We start from the raw sequence: 19490 nt of genomic DNA, 5'->3' as shown, positions 1-19490 counted from the left end.
TGTGAAATTGACGGGCAAAAAGTGCGTTATGTCGCGTCACCTATGTATAAACAACGTTTTGACTTGGCAACAGGTAAGTGTCTTGATGATGAGCAAGTGGCGTTAAAATCCTACCCTGTGAGCGTGACCAATGGCGTGGTAATGATTTAGTCTTTATTAACTGTAAGGACAGATTGAATTTGCCCAAACCCCGCACAACGTTCTCACAAACATAAAAAAGGCATCAAAACCGCATGCCTTTTTTATGTTTTAGGTGTTGACAAAAATAGAGGGTAAGCAATCCGCTCCCCCCTGTGTCAGCATAGTTATTCTTCTCACTACCCACTGAGTAACTGATAAACTATGGCTACAATCTGTACAGTCTTATCATTCCTACAATGCGGCATACGTTAAAGTAGGCGCATTTAATTGATGATACAGCGATACCACATCGCCCATAATCATCACCGCAGGCGATGGCAGTTTAGCGTCATTTTGCAATGCTTGAATAGTGCTTAGCGTACCCACCAAAACTTGCTCGTTAGGACGACTGACATTGGCAATAATCGCAAATGGTGTATCGGCTGATTTACCTGCTTGTAACAGACCTTGGGTTAAATTTGGCAAGGTATTTAATCCCATATAAAACACCACCGTTTGATTATCAGTAAGTAGTTCAGCGAATTGCTCGTTAGGCGTATCAGTCTTTAAAAACCCAGTAACAAACTTCACCGACTGGGCATGGTCACGATGAGTGAGCGGAATATTGACGCTATTGGCGACTGCTAGCGCGGTAGTAATGCCGGCAATCGATTCACACGCTACCCCTGCACCAATCACGGTTTGCATTTCTTCACCGCCACGCCCAAAGATAAACGGGTCGCCCGACTTTAAGCGTACAATAGTTTTGCCTTGTTGCGCTAGGGTGACCAATAAGCCATTGATGTCTTGCTGGGACATGCTGTGCTTGTGGCATTTTTTACCCACATAGATTTTTTCTGCCGTTGTGTTAAGTGCCAAAATCTCATCACTCACCAGATTGTCATAACAAATCACATCCGCTTGCAAGATGGTTTTATAAGCTTTGATGGTCAAGAGTTCAGGGTCGCCTGTACCTGCACCAACCAGATACACTTTGCCCTGATTTTGTACAGCTTTTGCATGTCTGGGGGTTATAGGAAGGTCAAAACGATTTTCTTTCACGCTGTCATGGGGAAAAAATTCGACACTCACAGGGCTACTGATTGAAGGCATAGCAGTTTTCCAACATAATCAAACAAGGTAATTTAAAAATGCAATTACCATGCCTAAATTTTAACTCCTACCCTTAATTGATGAAATTATTTTATATTCTGTTAATGTGAATAATTTCCCAAAATTTGACCTATTTATCCTAAGTCATTGAGTGAGTTCAACGCCAAATCAAATTCATTTTTGGTATTAAAATTTGCTAAAGCTATCCATTCATTCGGCAATGCAGCGGTTTGTATTTTTTTATCCGCCAAAAACTTCATCACTGCGCGCTGACCCTTATCCAAATAATCGTATAATTTTATTAATAAATCCGTACGATACAAACCCAACAATGGATAATCCTTTTCAGCTTTTAAATAAATCACCGCTTCATTATCAGTTACCGCATAACGCAATTTATCAAAAACTTGATGGGCATGAACCAAACTATCACAGCTTATCACCAGTAAATAATGGTAAGGAGACATGACTTGATTCATGGCACTTGCCATGGCTGATAACGCCCCTGCTCCTTTGCCATTTTGTTGATTTGGCAGATAATCATCAATGATTTTGACGGTTGTATCATGACATAAGCGCTTACCATTATCCGCCACCATGACAGGGACATTTAAGCGTTTGGCATGACGAATATGAAAATCAAGCAAGGTTTCGCCATTTGGCAAGCTTAATAGCGCCTTGGGCGAACCCATCCGAGATGATTCACCCCCCGCCAAAATCACCACCCCTGCCAATTTAATGGTCATGTTTTGGATTTTCACGCATCAGATGCGGCACAAAGTTACACGGACGGGTACGGTTGTCGAGCTGTTCTTTGATAATGCCTTCCCAGCCCGTGCGACAGGCACCCGAGGAGCCAGGTAAACAAAAAATCACCGTATTATTCGCCATGCCTGCTAAAGCACGAGATTGCAAGGTTGACATGCCGATTTCATCACGAGATAGCGCGCGGAACATCTCACCAAAACCTTGTACTTCTTTATCAAACAGCGGGCTTAGGGCTTCAGGGATTTGGTCACGGATATAAAAACCTGTCCCGCCTGTGGTAATGATAGCGTGAATCGCAGGGTCGGCAATCCATTGACTCACGATCGCACGGATTTGATAAATATCATCGGTGCGTATGGCTCGCTCCGCCAGGGTATGCCCTGATTCGACAAGGCTATCGGCTAGGTATTGACCAGAGGTATCTTCTTCTAAACTGCGGGTGTCTGATACAGTTAGGATTGCGATATTAAGCGCAATAAAAGGTTTTTCAGGCTTGCTCATTTGGGTTTCCTTATTATTTGATGGGCATACAATTTTATGGGAATATCAAATATTGCCATAGATTAGGCATTTGTTATAGCGTTTTTGTTTGTAACGTATGTTTAGGCTGTCACTCTGTCAATTAACGCCCATTGCTTGACTGCCTAGACAGGCATCAGCTTTGCGACGCTTGCACCCGTCCATTTATGTTAATCAAGAAAAACAATATTAGTCATCTTTAGCCACCACGGGCGGACCGAGCAATAAGTGCTCATCAATAAACTCATTTGCTGAATTATGTTCAGCAGACTCTGTCGTGATATACCACTGTTGATTACGGTACAGGGTCAATCTATCGCGTGTTAGCCCTCGCCATAAACAATACATCATTACAAACACCACAATGGCAAACGGAAAGCCTGCAATAATTGCGACCGCTTGCAACGCAGATAACCCACCTGCCACCAATAATACTGCAGCAATCACCCCTTGGCTCAATGCCCAAAATAACCGCTGGATTTTTGGCGGATTAGTATCGCCGCCTGCCGTGAGCATATCAATCACAAGGCTTGCCGAATCTGATGAAGTGACAAACCACAACATAATCATCACCACAATCACCAGCGTCAAAGGCTTGGTTAAAGGATAATATTCAATCAGTTTAAAAATCGCACTACCATAATCGGCTTTGACTGCTTCTATCAGCCCATAATTGCCCATCAATTCCATGTGTACCGCGCTGCCGCCAAAGGTGGTAAACCAAAAGAACAACAACAGCATCGGGATAAATAACACCCCAAAAATAAACTCTCTGATAGTACGACCCCGAGAAATACGCGCCACAAAAATTCCCACAAATGGCGACCAACTCACCCACCATGCCCAATAAAAAATCGTCCAATTTGCCTGCCAGTCCGTATTGCTATACGCCTCACTCCAAAATCCTAGCGGAATAAGTTGGCTGACATAATTGCCGATATTTTCAATAAAACTATCGATGATAAACTGGGTCGGACCAAACAATAACATAAAGCCAAGCAGCAACACAGTCAGCACAATATTGATATCGCTTAAGCGTTTAATCCCTTTATCCAGTCCCATCATCACTGATAGCGTCGCCATTGCGGTAATAATCGCAATCAAACAAAGCTGTACCGGGACGTTGTTGGGAATACCAAACACATTGCTAAAGCCTGCGTTGATTTGCATGGCACCCAGCCCCAGGGAGGTCACCACCCCAAACATCGTGCCAAACACCGCAAGGGTATCGACCACATGCCCCCATTTGCCATAGATTTTTTGACCAATCAATGGGTACAGTACCGAGCGAATCGACAACGGCAAGCCACGGCGATAATGAAAATACGCCAATGACAATGCTACGACACAATACAACGCCCACGCATGAATTCCCCAATGCAAAAACGAAATACTCATCGCTTGTTTAGCCGCTTCTACGGTTTCGGCTTGCCCCATCGGAGGCGACATAAAATGATACAAGGGCTCTGCCGTCCCCCAATACAACAGACCAATCCCAATCCCCGCACTAAACAGCATCCCAAACCATGACAGTAAACTATACTCAGGATGCTCTGTTTGATGGCCAAGTCGAATATCGCCATAACGACTCAAGGCAATATATAGGCTAAACACCACCGCGACATTCATCAAAATGATAAAAAGCCAACGAAAACGGTGAGTAATAAAAGATTGCAGTTGGTTAAAAACTTCACCTGCCAACTCACCAAATAACGAACCAAAAATAATAAATCCGACAATCAGCAATGCGGAGGCAATAAAAACAGGACGATTAACCCGAGGGAAAGGGCCGAATTTTTCGACTTTCACAGAACTCATAAAGATATCTTTTCATTAGATTAACTGGAAAGCAACCTTAACAAATTATTTACAATAATTCAAATTACAGCAAGATTTAACAGGGCTTATATATTACAAAAACAAAACTAAGTTTCTGATTATGAAGAATATATATCTTAACATACTGTAACATTTCAGTAGAGCCGAGAAAATAGGATTAATTAATTTTATTTAATAACCCAATATCATTACGCAGGGGTTGATTCAACATACATCATCGGTTTATCTACTTTAATTTGGTTAACTGACGCCTCGTCTGGATTGCTACTCCATTGGATAATCAGGATGATTTCAATGATGGGCTTAAATGACGGACTTAAAGGTAAAACGCGTTAAGGCGTTAGTGGATTTTGGTTACAACAAATAGCATAGATAATAGCCATAGATAATAACATAGATAGATGGTAATCCCCCGACCATGCCAGCTACTTCACCGCAAAATAAAGCGAGATAATGCCGATTTTGTACCCATTTTATAACCATTTTATAACCCTTTTATAAATAGACACTTTGTACATAAACACTCAATTTTTAGCTACGCCATTTCTAGTTACACCATCATCGACTCACAACATCAGACTTTATAAGTTGTCAATAAAATGCTCGTTTCGGTATTATAAATGCCTGAAATTTTGCGAATTTGTTCTAATACTTTATCAAAATTTTGTAACGTATCTGCCGTGAGCTCTACTAATAAATCCCATTTACCATTGGTTGTGTGCAGCTCATGAACCGCGGGATTAAGACGCAGCTGTTGAATCACCAAACTTGCCTTATTACCTTCCACCTGAATACTCATCCACGCTCGAATCAAATTTTTTTCTGCAGTTGGCTTCATTCGAATGGTATAGCCTGTGATGATACCTTTTTTCTCCATGTATTCAATACGCTTCTTCACCGTACTACGAGACAGCTTTAGTACGTCAGCAATCGCGCTAATCGACAAGCGGGCGTTGTCTCGTAATAAACCCAGAATCTTTTCGTCATTATCATTCATTTTGACTTTTCCTATTAGCAATTTGCTCATTATAAATTAATTATAATCACTTTGTGACTTTTTTACTGGCAATTTGATTGTCTATACTAATGAACAAGCTTTGGATATTTTTACATTCGGCAATTTGCCAACGAGCACTTAGTATTTAACACCTTTTATACACAGTTATTTCTACCATTTTTTTTGATAAGGAAATCGTATGACCACGCAACCCAATCCACCAACCCGCCAAGATTTTGATAAATACATGGTCCCTGTTTTCGCCCCTGCTTCGTTTATTTTGGTTAAAGGCGACGGGGCAAAACTATGGGCACAAGATGGTAAAGACTATATTGACTTTGCCGGTGGTATTGCCGTGAACGCTCTAGGTCATGCTCACCCTGTGGCGGTGAAAGCCTTGATAGAACAAGGTCAAAAATTGTGGCATATCGGCAACGGTTATACCAATGAGCCTGTATTAAAACTGGCGAAACAGTTGGTTGATCATACTTTTGCCGACAAAGTATTTTTTGCCAATTCAGGGGCAGAAGCCAACGAAGCGGCACTCAAACTGGCGCGTAAAATCGGGCTTGCCAAGGGTAAAAGCAACATCGTGGCGTTTGACAATTCATTCCACGGTCGTACGCTGTTTACTGTGGCAGCCGGCGGTCAACCAAAATATTCAAAAGATTTTGCCCCGCTACCTGGCGGTATTATCCACGTGCCGTTCAATGATTTAGCGGCAGCAAAAGCAGTGATTGATGAGCAAACGTGTGCAGTGATTGTTGAGCCAATTCAAGGTGAAGGCGGTGTGTTGCCTGCGGATGCTGAGTTTTTACAAGGCTTACGTCAATTGTGTGATGACAAAGGGGCGCTGCTGATTTTTGATGAAGTCCAAACTGGCGTGGGGCGTACAGGGGCGCTGTATGCTTATATGAATACAGGGGTTGTGCCCGATATCTTGACCACCGCCAAAGCGCTGGGTGGCGGTTTCCCGATTGGGGCGATGCTTACGACGGATGAATTTGCCAGTCAATTTGCGGTTGGCGACCATGGCACGACCTATGGCGGCAATCCACTTGCCAGCGCGGTTGCAGGCGCGGTGTTTGAGTTTATCAATACGCCTGAGGTGTTATCAGGGGTCAAGACTCGCTCACAGCGCATCATTGATAGACTACACGCCATCAACCAAACCTATCCTATTTTTGAGACCGTGCGAGGTCAAGGGTTGTTACTGGGGGCGGTACTAAAACCTGCCTATGCAGGCAAAGCCAAAGACATCGTTACCCTTGCTAGTGAAGAAGGCGTGTTGGTCTTGGTAGCGGGTTTAAATGTCGTTCGCTTTGCCCCCTCGCTGATTATTAGCGATGACGAAATTGACGAGGGCTTAAACCGTTTAGCGCGTGCGATTGCTCGCTTTGTCGCCAATCAACCCAATGCCAATCAAGCCAATTAAGTCGATAGGTGACCGCTATGTTTATCGTTCGACACGCAAGCGTCAATGACTTGGATGATATTTTTGTGTTGGCAGAAAAATCGGGTATTGGTATGACGACCCTGCCTGCCAACAAAGAAGTGTTATTAAGCCGTCTTAAACGCATCGAAAAAACCCTCAAAGGCGACGCCAAAAAGTGTGAGCAAGGCTATTTGTTTGTGCTTGAAGACACCGACAGCCAAAAAGTCGTGGGACTTAGCGGGATTGAGGTGGCGATTGGGTTGGGTGATTCGTTTTATACCTACCACGTCGGCAAACAGGTGCACTCTTCACAAAGTCTTGACACCCATAACATCATGAAAACTTTGATTTTGGGCAATGATTTGACGGGCAGTAGCGAGCTTTGTACCTTGTTTTTGGACGAAGACTACCGCCAAAACCACAACGGCAAATTATTGTCAAAAATCCGCTTTTTGTTTATCGCTGCCTTTTCGCAGTATTTTGAAGAAAAATTGATTGCTGAAATGCGCGGCTATTCAGATGAAAACGGGCGTTCACCGTTTTGGGATGCGGTGGGTAGTCATTTTTTTGATATCGATTTTGCCGAAGCTGATTATCTTACAGGCATTGGCAAAAAAGCCTTTATCGCTGAGCTGATGCCCCGCTTCCCCATTTATGTGGACTTGCTGACCGCTGAAGCCCAAGCCGTCATTGGCAAAACCCACCCAAAAACTTTGCCTGCTAGTAAAGTCCTAGAAAGCGAAGGATTAAAGTATCAAAATTATGTCGATATTTTTGATGCAGGTCCGACCTTAGAAGCCGAAATTTGCAATCTTCGAGCGGTGCATGACAGTCAGCTTGTGACCGTCACTATTAGCGATTCAACCGCTGATAACCCGTCTGATACTCAGCCATATTTGTGTGGCAATGATAATTATTTGGACTACCGAGCGTGCTTGCTTGAATTACCGAGCGAGCTTAACGGCGCCCTATCGTTGACCACAGAACAAGCCAAACAGCTTCATCTCACAGACGGTCAGAATGTGCGAGTGTTACCGCTCAATCCTACGCGTTAATGGGTTTATAAAAGTCGATTAACATTAGGTTAATTAACATCAGCCTAACAGCACCGCGTGACCGATAAAGCATTTTACCCAACTATTTATAGTTTTATAAAAGCTATGTTTTTGTAAAAAATGGCAATCAATCATTTAAGGAAGATAAGATGACAACCGTTGACAACAAACGCCCAAACAGCCTGCAGGCGACGCTACTTATTAATGGTGAATGGGTCACAGCTCACGGTGACGTGTGGCAAACAACCAACCCGGTGAGCCAAGCGGTGATTTGGCAAGGCAACGCAGCGACGGCGGAGGATGTTGAAGCGGCGTGTCAAGCGGCGCGTCAAGCGTTCCTCAGTTGGGCAAAAAAGCCGATTAGCGAGCGAATTGCGATTATCGAACGCTTTGCCAAATTGCTAGAAGACAACAAGACTGCCCTTGCCGAAATCATCAGCCAAGAGACCAGCAAACCCCGATGGGAAACCCTCACCGAAGTACAATCGATGATAGGTAAAGTGGCGATTTCGATTCGTGCTTATCACGAGCGCACGGGCGCGAGCGAAACCAAAATGGCAGATGGCGTGGCATCCTTACGCCATCGCCCGCACGGGGTACTGGCGGTGTTTGGTCCTTATAATTTTCCAGGACATTTGCCCAATGGTCATATCGTCCCTGCCTTGATTGCAGGCAACACGATTGTGTTTAAGCCCAGTGAGTTGACCCCATGGACTGCCGAAGCAACCGTCAAGCTTTGGCAACAAGCAGGTCTGCCCAATGGCGTTATCAATCTGGTGCAAGGCGGACGTGACACAGGCGTGGCATTGGCACAATCCAAGCACATCGATGGTTTGCTGTTTACAGGCAGTGCCAACACAGGCTATCAATTACATCAGCAGTTGGCAGGTCGTCCTGACAAAATCCTTGCCCTTGAAATGGGTGGCAATAACGCCTTGATTATTGATGACTTGGATGACAGTGAGCCAGACAGCCTAGATGCGGCAGTGAATTTAACCATTCAATCGGCGTTTGTCTCGGCAGGACAGCGTTGCACCTGTGCCCGTCGTTTACTGGTCAAAAATGGCAAAGCGGGAGATGCGTTTATTGAACGCTTGGTTGATGCCAGTAAAAAACTGGTAATTGGCGAATGGGACGCTAAGCCCCAGCCATTTATGGGCGGCGTGATTTCGCTAAAAGCTGCCAACGATATGCTAGCTGCCCAACAAAAACTCATTGAGTTGGGGGCAAAACCGCGGTTAATCATGCGGTCTGTTAAAGACAACAGCAGTCTATTATCACCTGCGATTTTGGATGTGACCGATGTCAAAGACATCCCTGATGAAGAATACTTTGGACCCTTGTTGTGCATTTATCGTTACAACGATTTTGACGCGGCGTTGCGTCTTGCCAATGACACGCGGTTTGGGTTGTCGGTAGGTTTGGTATCGCCAAAGCGTGACTTGTTTGAGCGTTTATTACTGGAAGCCCGCGCGGGGATTGTCAATTGGAACAAGCCTTTGACAGGGGCATCGAGTGCCGCACCGTTTGGCGGGGTTGGTGCATCGGGTAACCATCGTGCCAGTGCGTTTTATGCGGCTGATTACTGTGCGTGGCCGATGGCGTCGCTTGAGAGTGAGCAATTAACTTTGCCCGAGAAATTATCGCCAGGAGTTGTGTTGTAAGTTACTAAAATATTATCGAAGCGAATTTTTTAAATTAATCATAGGGATATAGGGATGTCAAAAACAGGATATGAAGTCAATTTTGATGGTTTAGTGGGGCCGACACACCATTACGCAGGGTTGTCATTTGGCAATGAAGCTTCAACCAGCAACCGTAACCATGTCGCGAACCCAAAACTTGCCGCCAAACAAGGTTTAATCAAGATGAAAGCCTTGGCAGATATGGGACTAAAACAAGGCGTGATTGCCCCGCAAGCTCGTCCTCACTTACCAAGCCTACGCCAACTGGGCTTCACAGGCGATGACGCCAGTGTGATTCGTCAAGCAATGACAACCTCGCCCAGTTTGCTGTCTAACTTGACCTCAGCGTCTTCGATGTGGGTCGCCAATGCAGCAACGGTTTCACCGTCAGCCGACAGTTACGATGGGCGGGTGCATTTTACCGCCGCCAATCTCAATAACAAATTTCATCGCTCGATTGAACATGACACTACAAGCAAAGTGCTCGCAGCGATGTTTAACAACCCCAATCACTTTGTCCATCATCCTGCCCTGCCCCCTGTGGCAATGTTTGGCGATGAAGGCGCCGCCAATCACAATCGCTTGGGGGCAAACTATGCTGACCCTGCGGTACAGGTCTTCGTGTATGGTCAGCAGTTTTTAGGCGGTGACATTGCACCCAAACGCTATCCTGCCCGTCAGTCGCTCGAAGCCAGTCAAGCCATCGCCCGTTTGCATGGTCTAGATGCGCAGCGAGTCGCTTTTATCCAGCAAAACCCCGATGCCATCGACCAAGGCGTGTTTCACAATGATGTGATTGCGGTGAGCAATCAGCAAGTATTATTTTGCCATGAAGCCGCTTTTGTCAATCAAGCCCAAGCGCTAGATGAGATTCGCCGTAAGATGGCAGGCATTGAGCAAGAATTGATTGCCATTGAAGTGCCTATCAATCGAGTAACAATAAGCGATGCCGTGGCGACTTATCTGTTTAACAGTCAGCTTTTGACCCGTCCTGATGGTGGCATGAGTATTGTCGTGCCTGAAGAATCTCGTCAGCACCCAGCGGTGTGGGCGTATTTAAACGACATGATTGCCATGGGTACGCCGATTGATGATATCAAAGTGTTTGATTTGCGAGAAAGTATGCGAAACGGTGGTGGTCCTGCGTGCTTGCGGTTGCGAGTCGCCCTCAACGACACCGAGCTACAGGCGGTCAATCCGCACGTGTTGATGAATGATGGATTGTTTGAGCGTCTAAATCGATGGGTGGATAGCCATTACCGTGATTCGTTAAGTCAAGCGGATATCGGCGACCCTGCGCTAGTACAAGAGAGTTATGAGGCGTTGGATGAATTGACCCAGATTTTGCAGTTAGGCTCGGTATATCATTTTCAGCAATAAAATTGACCAAGGTTTTATCAAAGGATAGCTTGTTATGCCAAGTTTTTTGCAAGACGTGTTAAGCCGAACACGCCCCACCACCAAAGCAGGGAAAATCCACAATATCACTTGGCAATGGCTGGGTGAAGGTGTGGTGAGTATTACCCCTGCTACTTATGACAAATCAGTGGTGATTTCGGCAGGGATTCATGGCAACGAAACTGCCCCAATTGAGATGTTAGAGCAGATTTATCAAGATATATTTGCAGGTGAGTTGACGGTCAATAGCCGATTGCTGTTGATTTTGGGCAATCCTGAAGCCATTCGCCAAAACAAGCGTTTTATCGGGTTTGACATGAACCGCTTGTTTTATCAGTCGTATCAACCAAACAAAACCTCGCTCACCTCTCAAGAAGCCCTGCGGGCAAAATTACTTGAGCAATGGGTTGGCCAGTTTTTTGCTACGGTGGATAAGCGCCTTCCTCGTTATCATTATGACTTGCACACCGCGATTCGCTCATCGCTGTTGCCCACATTTGCGTTATTTCCCTATCCAGCAACCGCGGTGGATGATTTTTTGCTCAGCAGCCTAGCGGCAGCAGAACTTGATGCCTTGGTGTATCACAATACCAAAGGTGGTACGTTCACCCAGTTTAGTTGCTCAGCGCACCAAGCGTTTAGTGCCACGCTAGAGCTGGGTAAAGCCAAGCCGTTTGGGCAAAATGATTTGCGGCAGTTTGCTTCTATCGACCGTGTGCTCCGAGCGATCATCAGCGGTCAGACATTACCCACTCGACAAACAGCTGCGATACGGGTGTTTGATGTCAGCGATTCTATCATCAAGCAAAGCGATGAATTTGTACTATATGTCGAGCCGACTGCCCCTAATTTTACCGCCTTTGAAGCAGGCACACCGCTTGCCACTGATGGCGGTCAGACCTACGTAATGCACGATGGCACGGCTTATATTTTGTTTCCCAATCCCAATGTTGCAAAAGGACTGCGCGCGGGTTTGGTATTAAAAGAGCGAATGGCTGTTTAGCTACTCACTTTTACTAGGAAAAACTATTTACCCATTTCAACTCATGTATTCATTTGTCAAAGCCAGTTTTTAAGGTAGGACTCAGGGATATTGTTTTTACAGGATAACTTATGGAACGGACGCCAAGTTTAACCCACCGCTTATTGCGCCAAAAACCCATCGACCAATTGGTGGAGGAAACCCGCCAAGAAGGCAAACATCTTAAACGCTCGATTTCGTTGTTTCAGCTTACCATGTTTGGGGTGGGAGCAACGATTGGTACGGGTATTTTCTTTGTATTAAGTCAACAGGTTCCTGTAGCAGGCCCTGCCGTGTTGATTTCTTTTATCATTGCGGGGATTACCGCAGGTTTGACCGCACTGTGTTATGCTGAACTTAGCTCGATGATTCCTGCCTCTGGCTCGTCGTATTCCTATGCCTATGCCACGCTTGGTGAGGGGGTGGCGTTTTTGGTGGCAGCCTGTTTGATTTTGGAATACGGCGTATCAGCGGCGGCGGTGGCGATTGGCTGGAGTGAGTATTTAAATAACTTGATTGTCAATGTGTTTGGTGTGCATTTGCCGAGTTGGATGCTGTCTGCACCCCTACAGGCGGACGGTATCGCCTGTATTTTGGCGGTGATGGGGGTATCAATTTGCCTGCGTCGGTTTTGGTGTTTTTGTGCTGTGTACTGTTGATGCGTGGGGTGGCGGAGTCTGCCAAGGTCAATGCCATCATGGTAGTGGTCAAGCTTGCGGTGTTGGTGCTATTTATCGCCATTGCAGGCAGTGCATTTAATGCAGGCAATCTCACACCGTTTGCCCCACATGGCATAGCAGGGATTGGGGCGGCAGCAGGGTCTATCTTTTTTACCTTTATCGGGCTAGATGCGGTGTCTACCGCTGGCGAAGAGGTCGAAAATCCGCGCCGTAACCTGCCATTGGCGATTATTGCCGCTTTGTTTGTGGTGATTACTTTCTATATTTTGGTGGCGTTGACTGCCCTAGGCGCTCAGGCTCAAGGCTTGTTTGAAGGACAAGAAGCGGGCTTGGCGGTGATTTTGCAAAACATTACAGGCTCAAAATGGCCCGCCATCGTGCTGGCAGCAGGGGCCGTGGTGTCGGTGTTTTCGATTACGTTGGTAGTGCTGTACGGTCAAACTCGGATTTTGTTTGCCATGTCTCGAGATGGACTTGCGCCCAAGATTTTTCACCGGGTCAATCAACGCACTCTGACGCCCAATGCCAACACCTTGATTGTGGCGATCATTGTATCATTGTATCATTGATTGCCGGTTTTATCCCTGCTGACGTACTGTGGGATTTGACCAGTATGGGCACACTGATTGCCTTTACCGTGGTGTCGATTGGGGTGATTTTGCTACGCTATCGCATGCCCAATGCCCTTCGTGGCTTTAAAGTACCGCTGTTTCCTGTATTACCGATATTAAGCATTTTGGCGTGTTTGTATTTGATTTCAAGCTTAGCTATCATTGTGTATGTGATTGCAGGGATCTGGGTAGTCATAGCGGGCTGTTACTACTTTTTTGTCGCCTCAAAAAATTCAGCATTAGAAAAACACTCAGGGAGTCGAGTATGAAACTGTTAGTCGGTTATTTGGACAATGCAGTTGGCAAAGATGCGTTAAAACTTGGCATAGTATTGGCAGAAATGCTAAAAAGCGAGCTCGTGATATGTCAAATTTTGCCCAAACCTGCCAAAGCCAAAAAATCCTCCAAAGTTGATGAGGAATATCACCAGTTTTTGCATGAAGAAGCCAAAAAGTCATTGGATAAAGTCAAACTTGAAGTACCTAGCCACATTGATGCACAGTATGTGATTCGTTGCGCTGATTCTCCCGCTCAAGGTTTGCTGCAAACCGCCAAGGATATGTATGCTGATATCATTGTCATCGGCAGTGACAAAATGGCACTCAATGGCGAATTTATCTTAGGTAAAGTGACGCAATATTTGCTCAATCATGCGACGATACCTTTAGCACTTGCCCCAAAAGGATTTCATAAAAATCATGGATTTAGTGAGAAAATCACCCGTTTAAGCTGTGCAGTATCTGGCTCAAAAAAATCTTACGAACTGGCAGAAACTGCCGCAGAATGGGCGGCAATGTTTGATGTGCCGCTGCGGTTTGTCACTTTTGGGGTACGAGACACGGATATTACGCCTACGGCAGCAGGGTTTGATGCAGAGAATATCATCATCAACGAATGGCGTGACCAGCTTCAAGCAGGTTTTGACCACGCTACCGAGCATTGGGAAAGCGAGGTGCCAATTAGTCTAGAGATTGGCGATGGTGATAATTGGAAAAAATCTATTCGCTCGGTAACGTGGTCACCCAATGAAATACTGCTGATTGGCTTTAACAAACCTGAAAAACTCAAACATTTATTCACCAGTCACGATTTTGACAAAATCGTGCGCTATGCTTTTGTGCCTAGACTGGTTTTACCTCGACTCGATAAATAACTGAAATAAACAAGAAGAAATGACCATGAATACTAAAAAAACCGTCACTACCGCAACCCTTGCCGCGCTCGACATGGACGACATCAAGCAATTTACCCACAAGTATGTGAGTGACAGTCCAGTACTCGACAAATTTGTGGATAATTATTACCAAAACAGTCAGCAACACTTTGGGCAGGGAGCGGAAAAGCCCTTGACTAGCGAAACCTTGGCAGGGATTGCATTAAACCATTTTAGCCTATTACAACGCCATCGCTTGGGAACCCCGCAAGTGGCAGTGTTTAACCCCGATTATGAAAGCCAACACTTTCACTCAGCACACAGCATTATTCAGATTGTGGCATCTGACCGCCCGTTTTTGGTCGATACCTTGCTGATGAGCTTAGAGTCGATGAATATCACCGTACATCGCTTGCATCACACCATCATGGCAGTCAGCCGTGACGACACGCAGCAAGTGATAGATGTCAGCGTCAGTCAAAGTAGCGACACCAAGTTTATCTCATTGATTTATTGTGAAATTTCTCAGCAGTCAGCCGACAGACTTGCTGAGATCCAGACGGCGATTTTGGATAAAATCAAAGTGCTTGATAAGGTGGTCAATGATTGGCAAGCCATGCGACAAAAACTGATTGATGTCAAACAACAACTGGCAACTAGCCAGCTACCTGCCCAACAACAAGCCGAAATTCCCGAAATTCAAGCGTTTTTGGATTGGATTTTAGACAATAATTTTATCTTTTTGGGGTATCGAGAATACCATTATCGAGATGAAGCCGATGGCATCGAAATTTATCAACAAACCCAAACAGGGCTTGGGCTACTTGGCGATGACCATGATAATAAAACCTCTGATATGCAAGCCGCTAGCACCCAAAACCTAGATCATGAAAAACCGTCTGAGAGTTTTAACCAATTGCCAAAAACGTTGCGAGCGTTGGTGAATGAACCGCAAGTATTGTTATTGTCAAAATCTCGTCATTTATCGCCTGTGCATCGCCCTGCGTACATGGATTTTTTGGGGATTCAGCAATTTGATGATAACCGCAAAGTGATTGGCGAACACCGTTTTGTTGGTTTGCTTACCGCCAACGCCTATCAATTAAGTGTCACCCAAATCCCCATGCTTCGTCAAAAAGTCGCCAGTGTACTTGCAATGGCTCATTTGCCGACCAATGGGCACGCTTATCACAAGTTTCAGCATATTTTGAACACTTTGCCGCGCGATGACCTGTTTCAAGCCAGTAGCGAAGCCCTGTATCCGATGGTGATGGGTATCGCCAATTTACACAACAAACACCGTCTGCGGTTGTTTGCCCGTATTGACCATTATCAGCGCTTCGTGTCGTGCCTTATTTTTGTGCCACGGGATAAATTTAACACCCAACTGCGTAGGGCAATTCAACAAATTTTGCTTGATGCCTTTGGCGGTGAGTCGTCACAGTTTAAGGTCGATTTTGATGAGTTGCATCATGTACGTCTGCACGTACACGTTCGCACCCAGCCAGAAAATCTCAATCACATCGACATAGATACCCTACTACCGAACCTTGAGGAGCAACTCAACAAGTCCATGCAAGGATGGGAAGATGAAGCAAGACAAGTGTTTGCCGATGAACTGGGCGAGGCTCAAGGCACGCAGCTGGCGGATAACTATCTAAGAAGTATTCCTTTGGCGTATCAAGAAGATTACACGCCCCGTGTCGCTTTACAAGACCTCAAACGACTCGATAGCATCGCTACCCAGCAAGCCCTACCGATGCGCTGGTATCTGTATCAAAAGACCAACGAGCCTGCCCAAAACCTGCACCTCAAAGTGTATGGCAAATCGCAACCTGCCACCTTGTCACACATTTTGCCAATTTTGGAAAATTTTGGCTTAAATGTCATCAGTTCTCAAAGCTATGAGTTAGAAAATTTGGACTTGTGGATGCAGGCGTATGTCTTGCAACTGAAACACAGCGCCGATGCCGCCAATATTGATATGGGAGTAGTGGCAAAACAGGTTGAAGAAGGGCTTGGCTTGATTTGGCAAGGCGCTATCGAAAATGACAGCCTAAACCAACTGATTTTGACGACCCCACTCGATGCTTATGAAGTGGTGATTCTGCGAGCCTTGAGCCATTATATGTTACAGGCAAAAGCCCCATTTTCATTGCCTTATATCAAGCAAACCTTGATTAAATACCCACAATTGTGTGTCAGCTTTGTACAACTGTTTCATGCCAAAATGCGTCCGCAAGACGCGGTATTAGCAAGTGAAGTGATGTCTGACCCTACTTTAACCGTGGAAAATATTGAAGCAACCATTCAAGACACGCTTAAATCCGTGCAGACGCTCGATGAAGACCGTATTTTGCGTTGGATACTTGATTTACTGCATGCTTTACTTCGTACCAACTATTATCAGCGTGACGAACAAGGCGAGCGTAAAGACCGCTTGTCGTTTAAATTCTCTGCCAAAGACATTCCAAATTTACCAAAACCCAAGCCGATGTTTGAGATTTTTGTGTATTCGCCAAAAGTTGAAGCCGTGCACTTGCGAGGTGGTAAAGTAGCTCGGGGTGGACTGCGTTGGTCAGATCGCATGGAAGATTTCCGCACCGAAGTATTGGGGTTGGTCAAAGCCCAAATGGTAAAAAATGCCGTGATTGTGCCGGTGGGTTCAAAGGGTGCTTTTATCGTCAAAACCAAGTGGATGAAAGACGGACGAGAAACCTATATGGCAGAAGGTGTGCGTTGTTATCAGACATTTATTCGAGGGCTGCTTGATATCACCGATAACTTGGTTGATGGTCATGTCGTACCGCCTGCCAATACCCTGCGTCATGATGGTGACGACCCATATTTGGTCGTTGCGGCTGATAAAGGTACAGCGACGTTCTCCGATATTGCCAATGCTTTATCGGCTGAATACGGCTTTTGGCTAGGGGATGCCTTTGCATCGGGTGGTTCAGTCGGTTACGACCATAAGGCGATGGGTATCACAGCAAGAGGGGCGTGGGAATCGGTAAAACGTCACTTCCGAATAATGGGCAAAGACATCCAAAACCCAAACAATCCTAGTCATCAATTCACCGTGGTCGGTATTGGCGATATGGGTGGCGATGTGTTTGGCAATGGGATGTTGCTATCGCCCAATATCAAGTTGTTGGCAGCCTTTAACCACTTGCATATTTTTATCGACCCAACCCCTGACGTGGCGGCAGCCTTAAGCGAGCGTGAACGTCTGTTTAATTTGCCCCGCTCAACATGGGACGATTACAACAAAGCCTTGATTAGCCAAGGCGGTGGTGTGTTCTCTCGTCAAGACAAAGCAATCGCCATTAGTTCGGCTATGAAACAAGCATTTACCATCGAAGCCCACAGCCTTACTCCTGATGAATTAATTCATGCCTTACTAAAATCACCTGTTGATTTGATTTGGAATGGTGGTATCGGCACGTATGTCAAAAGCACCCAAGAAAGCCACGCCGATGTTGGCGACCGTGCCAACGATGCGGTGCGGATTGATGGGCATGAACTGCAAGCCAAAGTGATTGGTGAAGGCGGTAATTTGGGCATGACCCAACGTGGGCGCATTGAGTTTGCTCAAGCAGGCGGACGACTCTACACCGATGCCATCGACAACTCGGCAGGGGTTAACTGCTCTGACCACGAAGTAAACATTAAAATCTTACTCGATGGTATCGTGGCACAAGGCGACATGACCGTCAAACAACGCAACGAACTGCTTGCCAGTATGACCGATGATGTCGCAAAGCTGGTGTTGCGTCAAAACTATCTTCAGCCGCAAGCCATCGAACTATCCGCCATGCAGGCAACCGCCAATCTTAGCTTACAACAAAAATTCATGCAGTATCTTGAAAGCGAAGAGCGCTTAGATAGAGCGATTGAATTTTTGCCAAGCGATGAGGAAATCGCTCGCCGTCAAAAAGCGGGACAAGGCTTAACCAATCCTGAGCTGTCAGTGTTGTTGGCGTATGGCAAAATGTGGGTGTATGACCATCTGTTAGAATCCGATGTCCCTGATGATGGTTACTTTATTCAAGAAATGCGAAAATATTTCCCCACGGTGTTGTCTGAGCGATACTTTGAGCAAATGCAGCAAAATCCATTACACCGAGAGATTATCAGCACTTATTTGACTAACAGCTTGGTCAATCGCTTAGGTATCGAAGATATCTATCGCATGGTCGATGAGTTAGGTGTATCGATTTCTAGTGTGGTCAAATCCTATAGCGTGATGCGAGATGTGTTTGATATTTCGCAGTATTGGCAGTTGTTTGAAGCCCTAGACAATCAAATCGACTCACAGCACCAGCTAACCCTTGAGTTATGCTTACGTCAGGACTTGACCCAAAGTATGTACTGGCTGATTCAGCAGTTTGGGGAAGACTTTGATGTGACTGCGGTATCGACCCAGTTGTCCGATGGCATGGCAAGCTTGACCCGTCAAACCTTTGACAATCAGCCTCGTACCAGTTACTTTAGGGATTATCTCGATAAACTCACCGCCCAATACAGCGATATCTCGTTATTGCAGTCGCATTCTGCAACCTTGCCTGTCTCACCACAGGTGCTGGATGCGGTATGGTTTGCCAAGAAAAATAGCCAAGATGTCGAGCAAGTCACGAAAGTTTACTTTAAGGCATATGAGCTACTGCATATAGATTGGCTATTGATGCAAGTTGAATCCTTACCACAGACTAGCTACTGGGAACGCCGCGCCGCTCATGCCCTGCGTGAAGATATCATGACCACGTTTCGCCGTTATGTCAGTCAGTTTTTAGCACAGCCTGACCCACTTTCAGCGATTGAGGCGTTTGCTAGCCAACGTGGCGATACCTTGGCAGAATTGGTACAAGCCAAAGAAGGCGATTTACCCATTACCTTCGCCATTTTGTCAGTGTTAGTGAATCAGTTAAAAGAAGGCATTACTGACTAAACTTGTAATCTCTCAACACTAAAGAGGCATAAAACAAGAGCCTTAAAAAACTGGCATACTGAGAATTAGCTGTATATACATTCTTCGGTTTTATCAGTTTTTTTAGGCTTTTTTGCTAGTGCTCAAATGTATCAACCTAGTTCTATGT

Annotated in this window: 16 protein-coding genes; 11 read left to right on the top strand and 5 right to left on the bottom strand. The window is 45.5% G+C overall.

The annotated features are described in order from the left end of the window. Positions 1–21: 21 nt before the first annotated feature. The gene (locus ACH0AB_RS09615; protein ID WP_406878029.1) at positions 22–150 is read left to right on the top strand and encodes a nitrite reductase (NAD(P)H) small subunit; all 129 of its coding nucleotides are present in this window, start codon (positions 22–24) and stop codon (positions 148–150) included. A 222-nt stretch (positions 151–372) separates the two neighbouring features. On the opposite strand, the gene cobA is transcribed toward ACH0AB_RS09615, so the two are convergent. The 5 genes from cobA to ACH0AB_RS09590 form a co-directional block, all read right to left on the bottom strand. Then, positions 373–1233, bottom strand: coding sequence for a uroporphyrinogen-III C-methyltransferase (gene cobA / locus ACH0AB_RS09610; protein ID WP_406878027.1), 861 nt, complete (start codon positions 1231–1233; stop codon positions 373–375). 134 nt (positions 1234–1367) lie between these two features. Next, complete coding sequence (gene mobA, locus ACH0AB_RS09605; RefSeq protein ID WP_099833564.1) at positions 1368–1979, bottom strand: molybdenum cofactor guanylyltransferase; 612 nt, start codon at positions 1977–1979, stop codon at positions 1368–1370. Continuing rightward, on the bottom strand, positions 1969–2502 hold the full coding sequence (moaB, locus tag ACH0AB_RS09600) for a molybdenum cofactor biosynthesis protein B (RefSeq protein WP_065253265.1): 534 nt from the start codon (positions 2500–2502) through the stop codon (positions 1969–1971). The genes mobA and moaB overlap by 11 nt, the downstream gene beginning before the upstream one ends. Positions 2503–2709: 207 nt before the next feature. Beyond that, positions 2710–4338, bottom strand: coding sequence for a BCCT family transporter (locus ACH0AB_RS09595; RefSeq protein WP_406878026.1), 1629 nt, complete (start codon positions 4336–4338; stop codon positions 2710–2712). Between the two features lie 595 nt (positions 4339–4933). Continuing rightward, positions 4934–5356, bottom strand: coding sequence for an Lrp/AsnC family transcriptional regulator (locus ACH0AB_RS09590; RefSeq protein WP_406878025.1), 423 nt, complete (start codon positions 5354–5356; stop codon positions 4934–4936). Between the two features lie 199 nt (positions 5357–5555). Here ACH0AB_RS09590 and ACH0AB_RS09585 point away from each other — a divergent pair, with 199 nt between their 5' ends. The 10 genes from ACH0AB_RS09585 to ACH0AB_RS09540 all read left to right on the top strand — a co-directional run bounded on the left by ACH0AB_RS09585 (position 5556) and on the right by ACH0AB_RS09540 (position 19342). Next, a complete protein-coding gene (locus tag ACH0AB_RS09585) occupies positions 5556–6791 on the top strand; it encodes a bifunctional succinylornithine transaminase/acetylornithine transaminase (protein WP_406878024.1) in 1236 nt (411 codons plus the stop codon). Positions 6792–6808: 17 nt separating this feature from the next. Further along, complete coding sequence (astA, locus tag ACH0AB_RS09580; protein ID WP_312540283.1) at positions 6809–7846, top strand: arginine N-succinyltransferase; 1038 nt, start codon at positions 6809–6811, stop codon at positions 7844–7846. Positions 7847–7995: 149 nt separating this feature from the next. Then, on the top strand, positions 7996–9510 hold the full coding sequence (astD, locus tag ACH0AB_RS09575) for a succinylglutamate-semialdehyde dehydrogenase (protein WP_406878023.1): 1515 nt from the start codon (positions 7996–7998) through the stop codon (positions 9508–9510). 54 nt (positions 9511–9564) lie between these two features. Further along, positions 9565–10911 carry an N-succinylarginine dihydrolase gene (astB, locus tag ACH0AB_RS09570; RefSeq protein WP_406878022.1) on the top strand — a complete coding sequence of 449 codons (1347 nt, stop codon included), beginning with the start codon at positions 9565–9567 and terminating at the stop codon, positions 10909–10911. Between the two features lie 34 nt (positions 10912–10945). Next, the gene (gene astE / locus ACH0AB_RS09565; RefSeq protein ID WP_219330841.1) at positions 10946–11932 is read left to right on the top strand and encodes a succinylglutamate desuccinylase; all 987 of its coding nucleotides are present in this window, start codon (positions 10946–10948) and stop codon (positions 11930–11932) included. Between the two features lie 110 nt (positions 11933–12042). Then, positions 12043–12609 carry an APC family permease gene (locus ACH0AB_RS09560; RefSeq protein ID WP_257619556.1) on the top strand — a complete coding sequence of 189 codons (567 nt, stop codon included), beginning with the start codon at positions 12043–12045 and terminating at the stop codon, positions 12607–12609. Then, positions 12567–13199, top strand: a complete 633-nt coding sequence (locus ACH0AB_RS09555) for an amino acid permease (protein ID WP_257619555.1) — start codon at positions 12567–12569, stop codon at positions 13197–13199. The genes ACH0AB_RS09560 and ACH0AB_RS09555 overlap by 43 nt, the downstream gene beginning before the upstream one ends. After that, entirely contained in the window at positions 13196–13510 is a 315-nt protein-coding gene (locus ACH0AB_RS09550) for an amino acid permease C-terminal domain-containing protein (protein WP_257619554.1), read from the top strand. Before ACH0AB_RS09555 ends, ACH0AB_RS09550 begins: the two co-directional genes overlap by 4 nt. Beyond that, complete coding sequence (locus ACH0AB_RS09545; RefSeq protein WP_219330840.1) at positions 13507–14394, top strand: universal stress protein; 888 nt, start codon at positions 13507–13509, stop codon at positions 14392–14394. The genes ACH0AB_RS09550 and ACH0AB_RS09545 overlap by 4 nt, the downstream gene beginning before the upstream one ends. 25 nt (positions 14395–14419) lie before the next feature. Then, positions 14420–19342: an NAD-glutamate dehydrogenase gene (locus tag ACH0AB_RS09540; RefSeq protein WP_406878021.1), complete on the top strand. Its 4923-nt coding sequence runs from the start codon at positions 14420–14422 to the stop codon at positions 19340–19342. Positions 19343–19490 lie beyond the last annotated feature (148 nt).

This window comes from Moraxella sp. 179-F 1C4 NHS (genome assembly GCF_045370505.1).
In the GTDB taxonomy this organism is placed as follows: Bacteria; Pseudomonadota; Gammaproteobacteria; order Pseudomonadales; family Moraxellaceae; genus Faucicola; species Faucicola tetraodonis.
This window is presented reverse-complemented; position numbering and strand designations above follow the sequence as displayed.

Bases quoted from the DNA above. Each gene is read 5' to 3' on its own strand.
- cobA (WP_406878027.1), bottom strand. From the start codon at position 1,233: ATGCCTTCAATCAGTAGCCCTGTGAGTGTCGAATTTTTTCCCCATGAC.
- mobA (WP_099833564.1), bottom strand. From the start codon at position 1,979: ATGACCATTAAATTGGCAGGGGTGGTGATTTTGGCGGGGGGTGAATCA.
- moaB (WP_065253265.1), bottom strand. From the start codon at position 2,502: ATGAGCAAGCCTGAAAAACCTTTTATTGCGCTTAATATCGCAATCCTA.
- ACH0AB_RS09595 (WP_406878026.1), bottom strand. From the start codon at position 4,338: ATGAGTTCTGTGAAAGTCGAAAAATTCGGCCCTTTCCCTCGGGTTAAT.
- ACH0AB_RS09590 (WP_406878025.1), bottom strand. From the start codon at position 5,356: ATGAATGATAATGACGAAAAGATTCTGGGTTTATTACGAGACAACGCC.
- ACH0AB_RS09585 (WP_406878024.1), top strand. From the start codon at position 5,556: ATGACCACGCAACCCAATCCACCAACCCGCCAAGATTTTGATAAATAC.
- astA (WP_312540283.1), top strand. From the start codon at position 6,809: ATGTTTATCGTTCGACACGCAAGCGTCAATGACTTGGATGATATTTTT.
- astD (WP_406878023.1), top strand. From the start codon at position 7,996: ATGACAACCGTTGACAACAAACGCCCAAACAGCCTGCAGGCGACGCTA.
- astB (WP_406878022.1), top strand. From the start codon at position 9,565: ATGTCAAAAACAGGATATGAAGTCAATTTTGATGGTTTAGTGGGGCCG.
- astE (WP_219330841.1), top strand. From the start codon at position 10,946: ATGCCAAGTTTTTTGCAAGACGTGTTAAGCCGAACACGCCCCACCACC.
- ACH0AB_RS09560 (WP_257619556.1), top strand. From the start codon at position 12,043: ATGGAACGGACGCCAAGTTTAACCCACCGCTTATTGCGCCAAAAACCC.
- ACH0AB_RS09545 (WP_219330840.1), top strand. From the start codon at position 13,507: ATGAAACTGTTAGTCGGTTATTTGGACAATGCAGTTGGCAAAGATGCG.
- ACH0AB_RS09540 (WP_406878021.1), top strand. From the start codon at position 14,420: ATGAATACTAAAAAAACCGTCACTACCGCAACCCTTGCCGCGCTCGAC.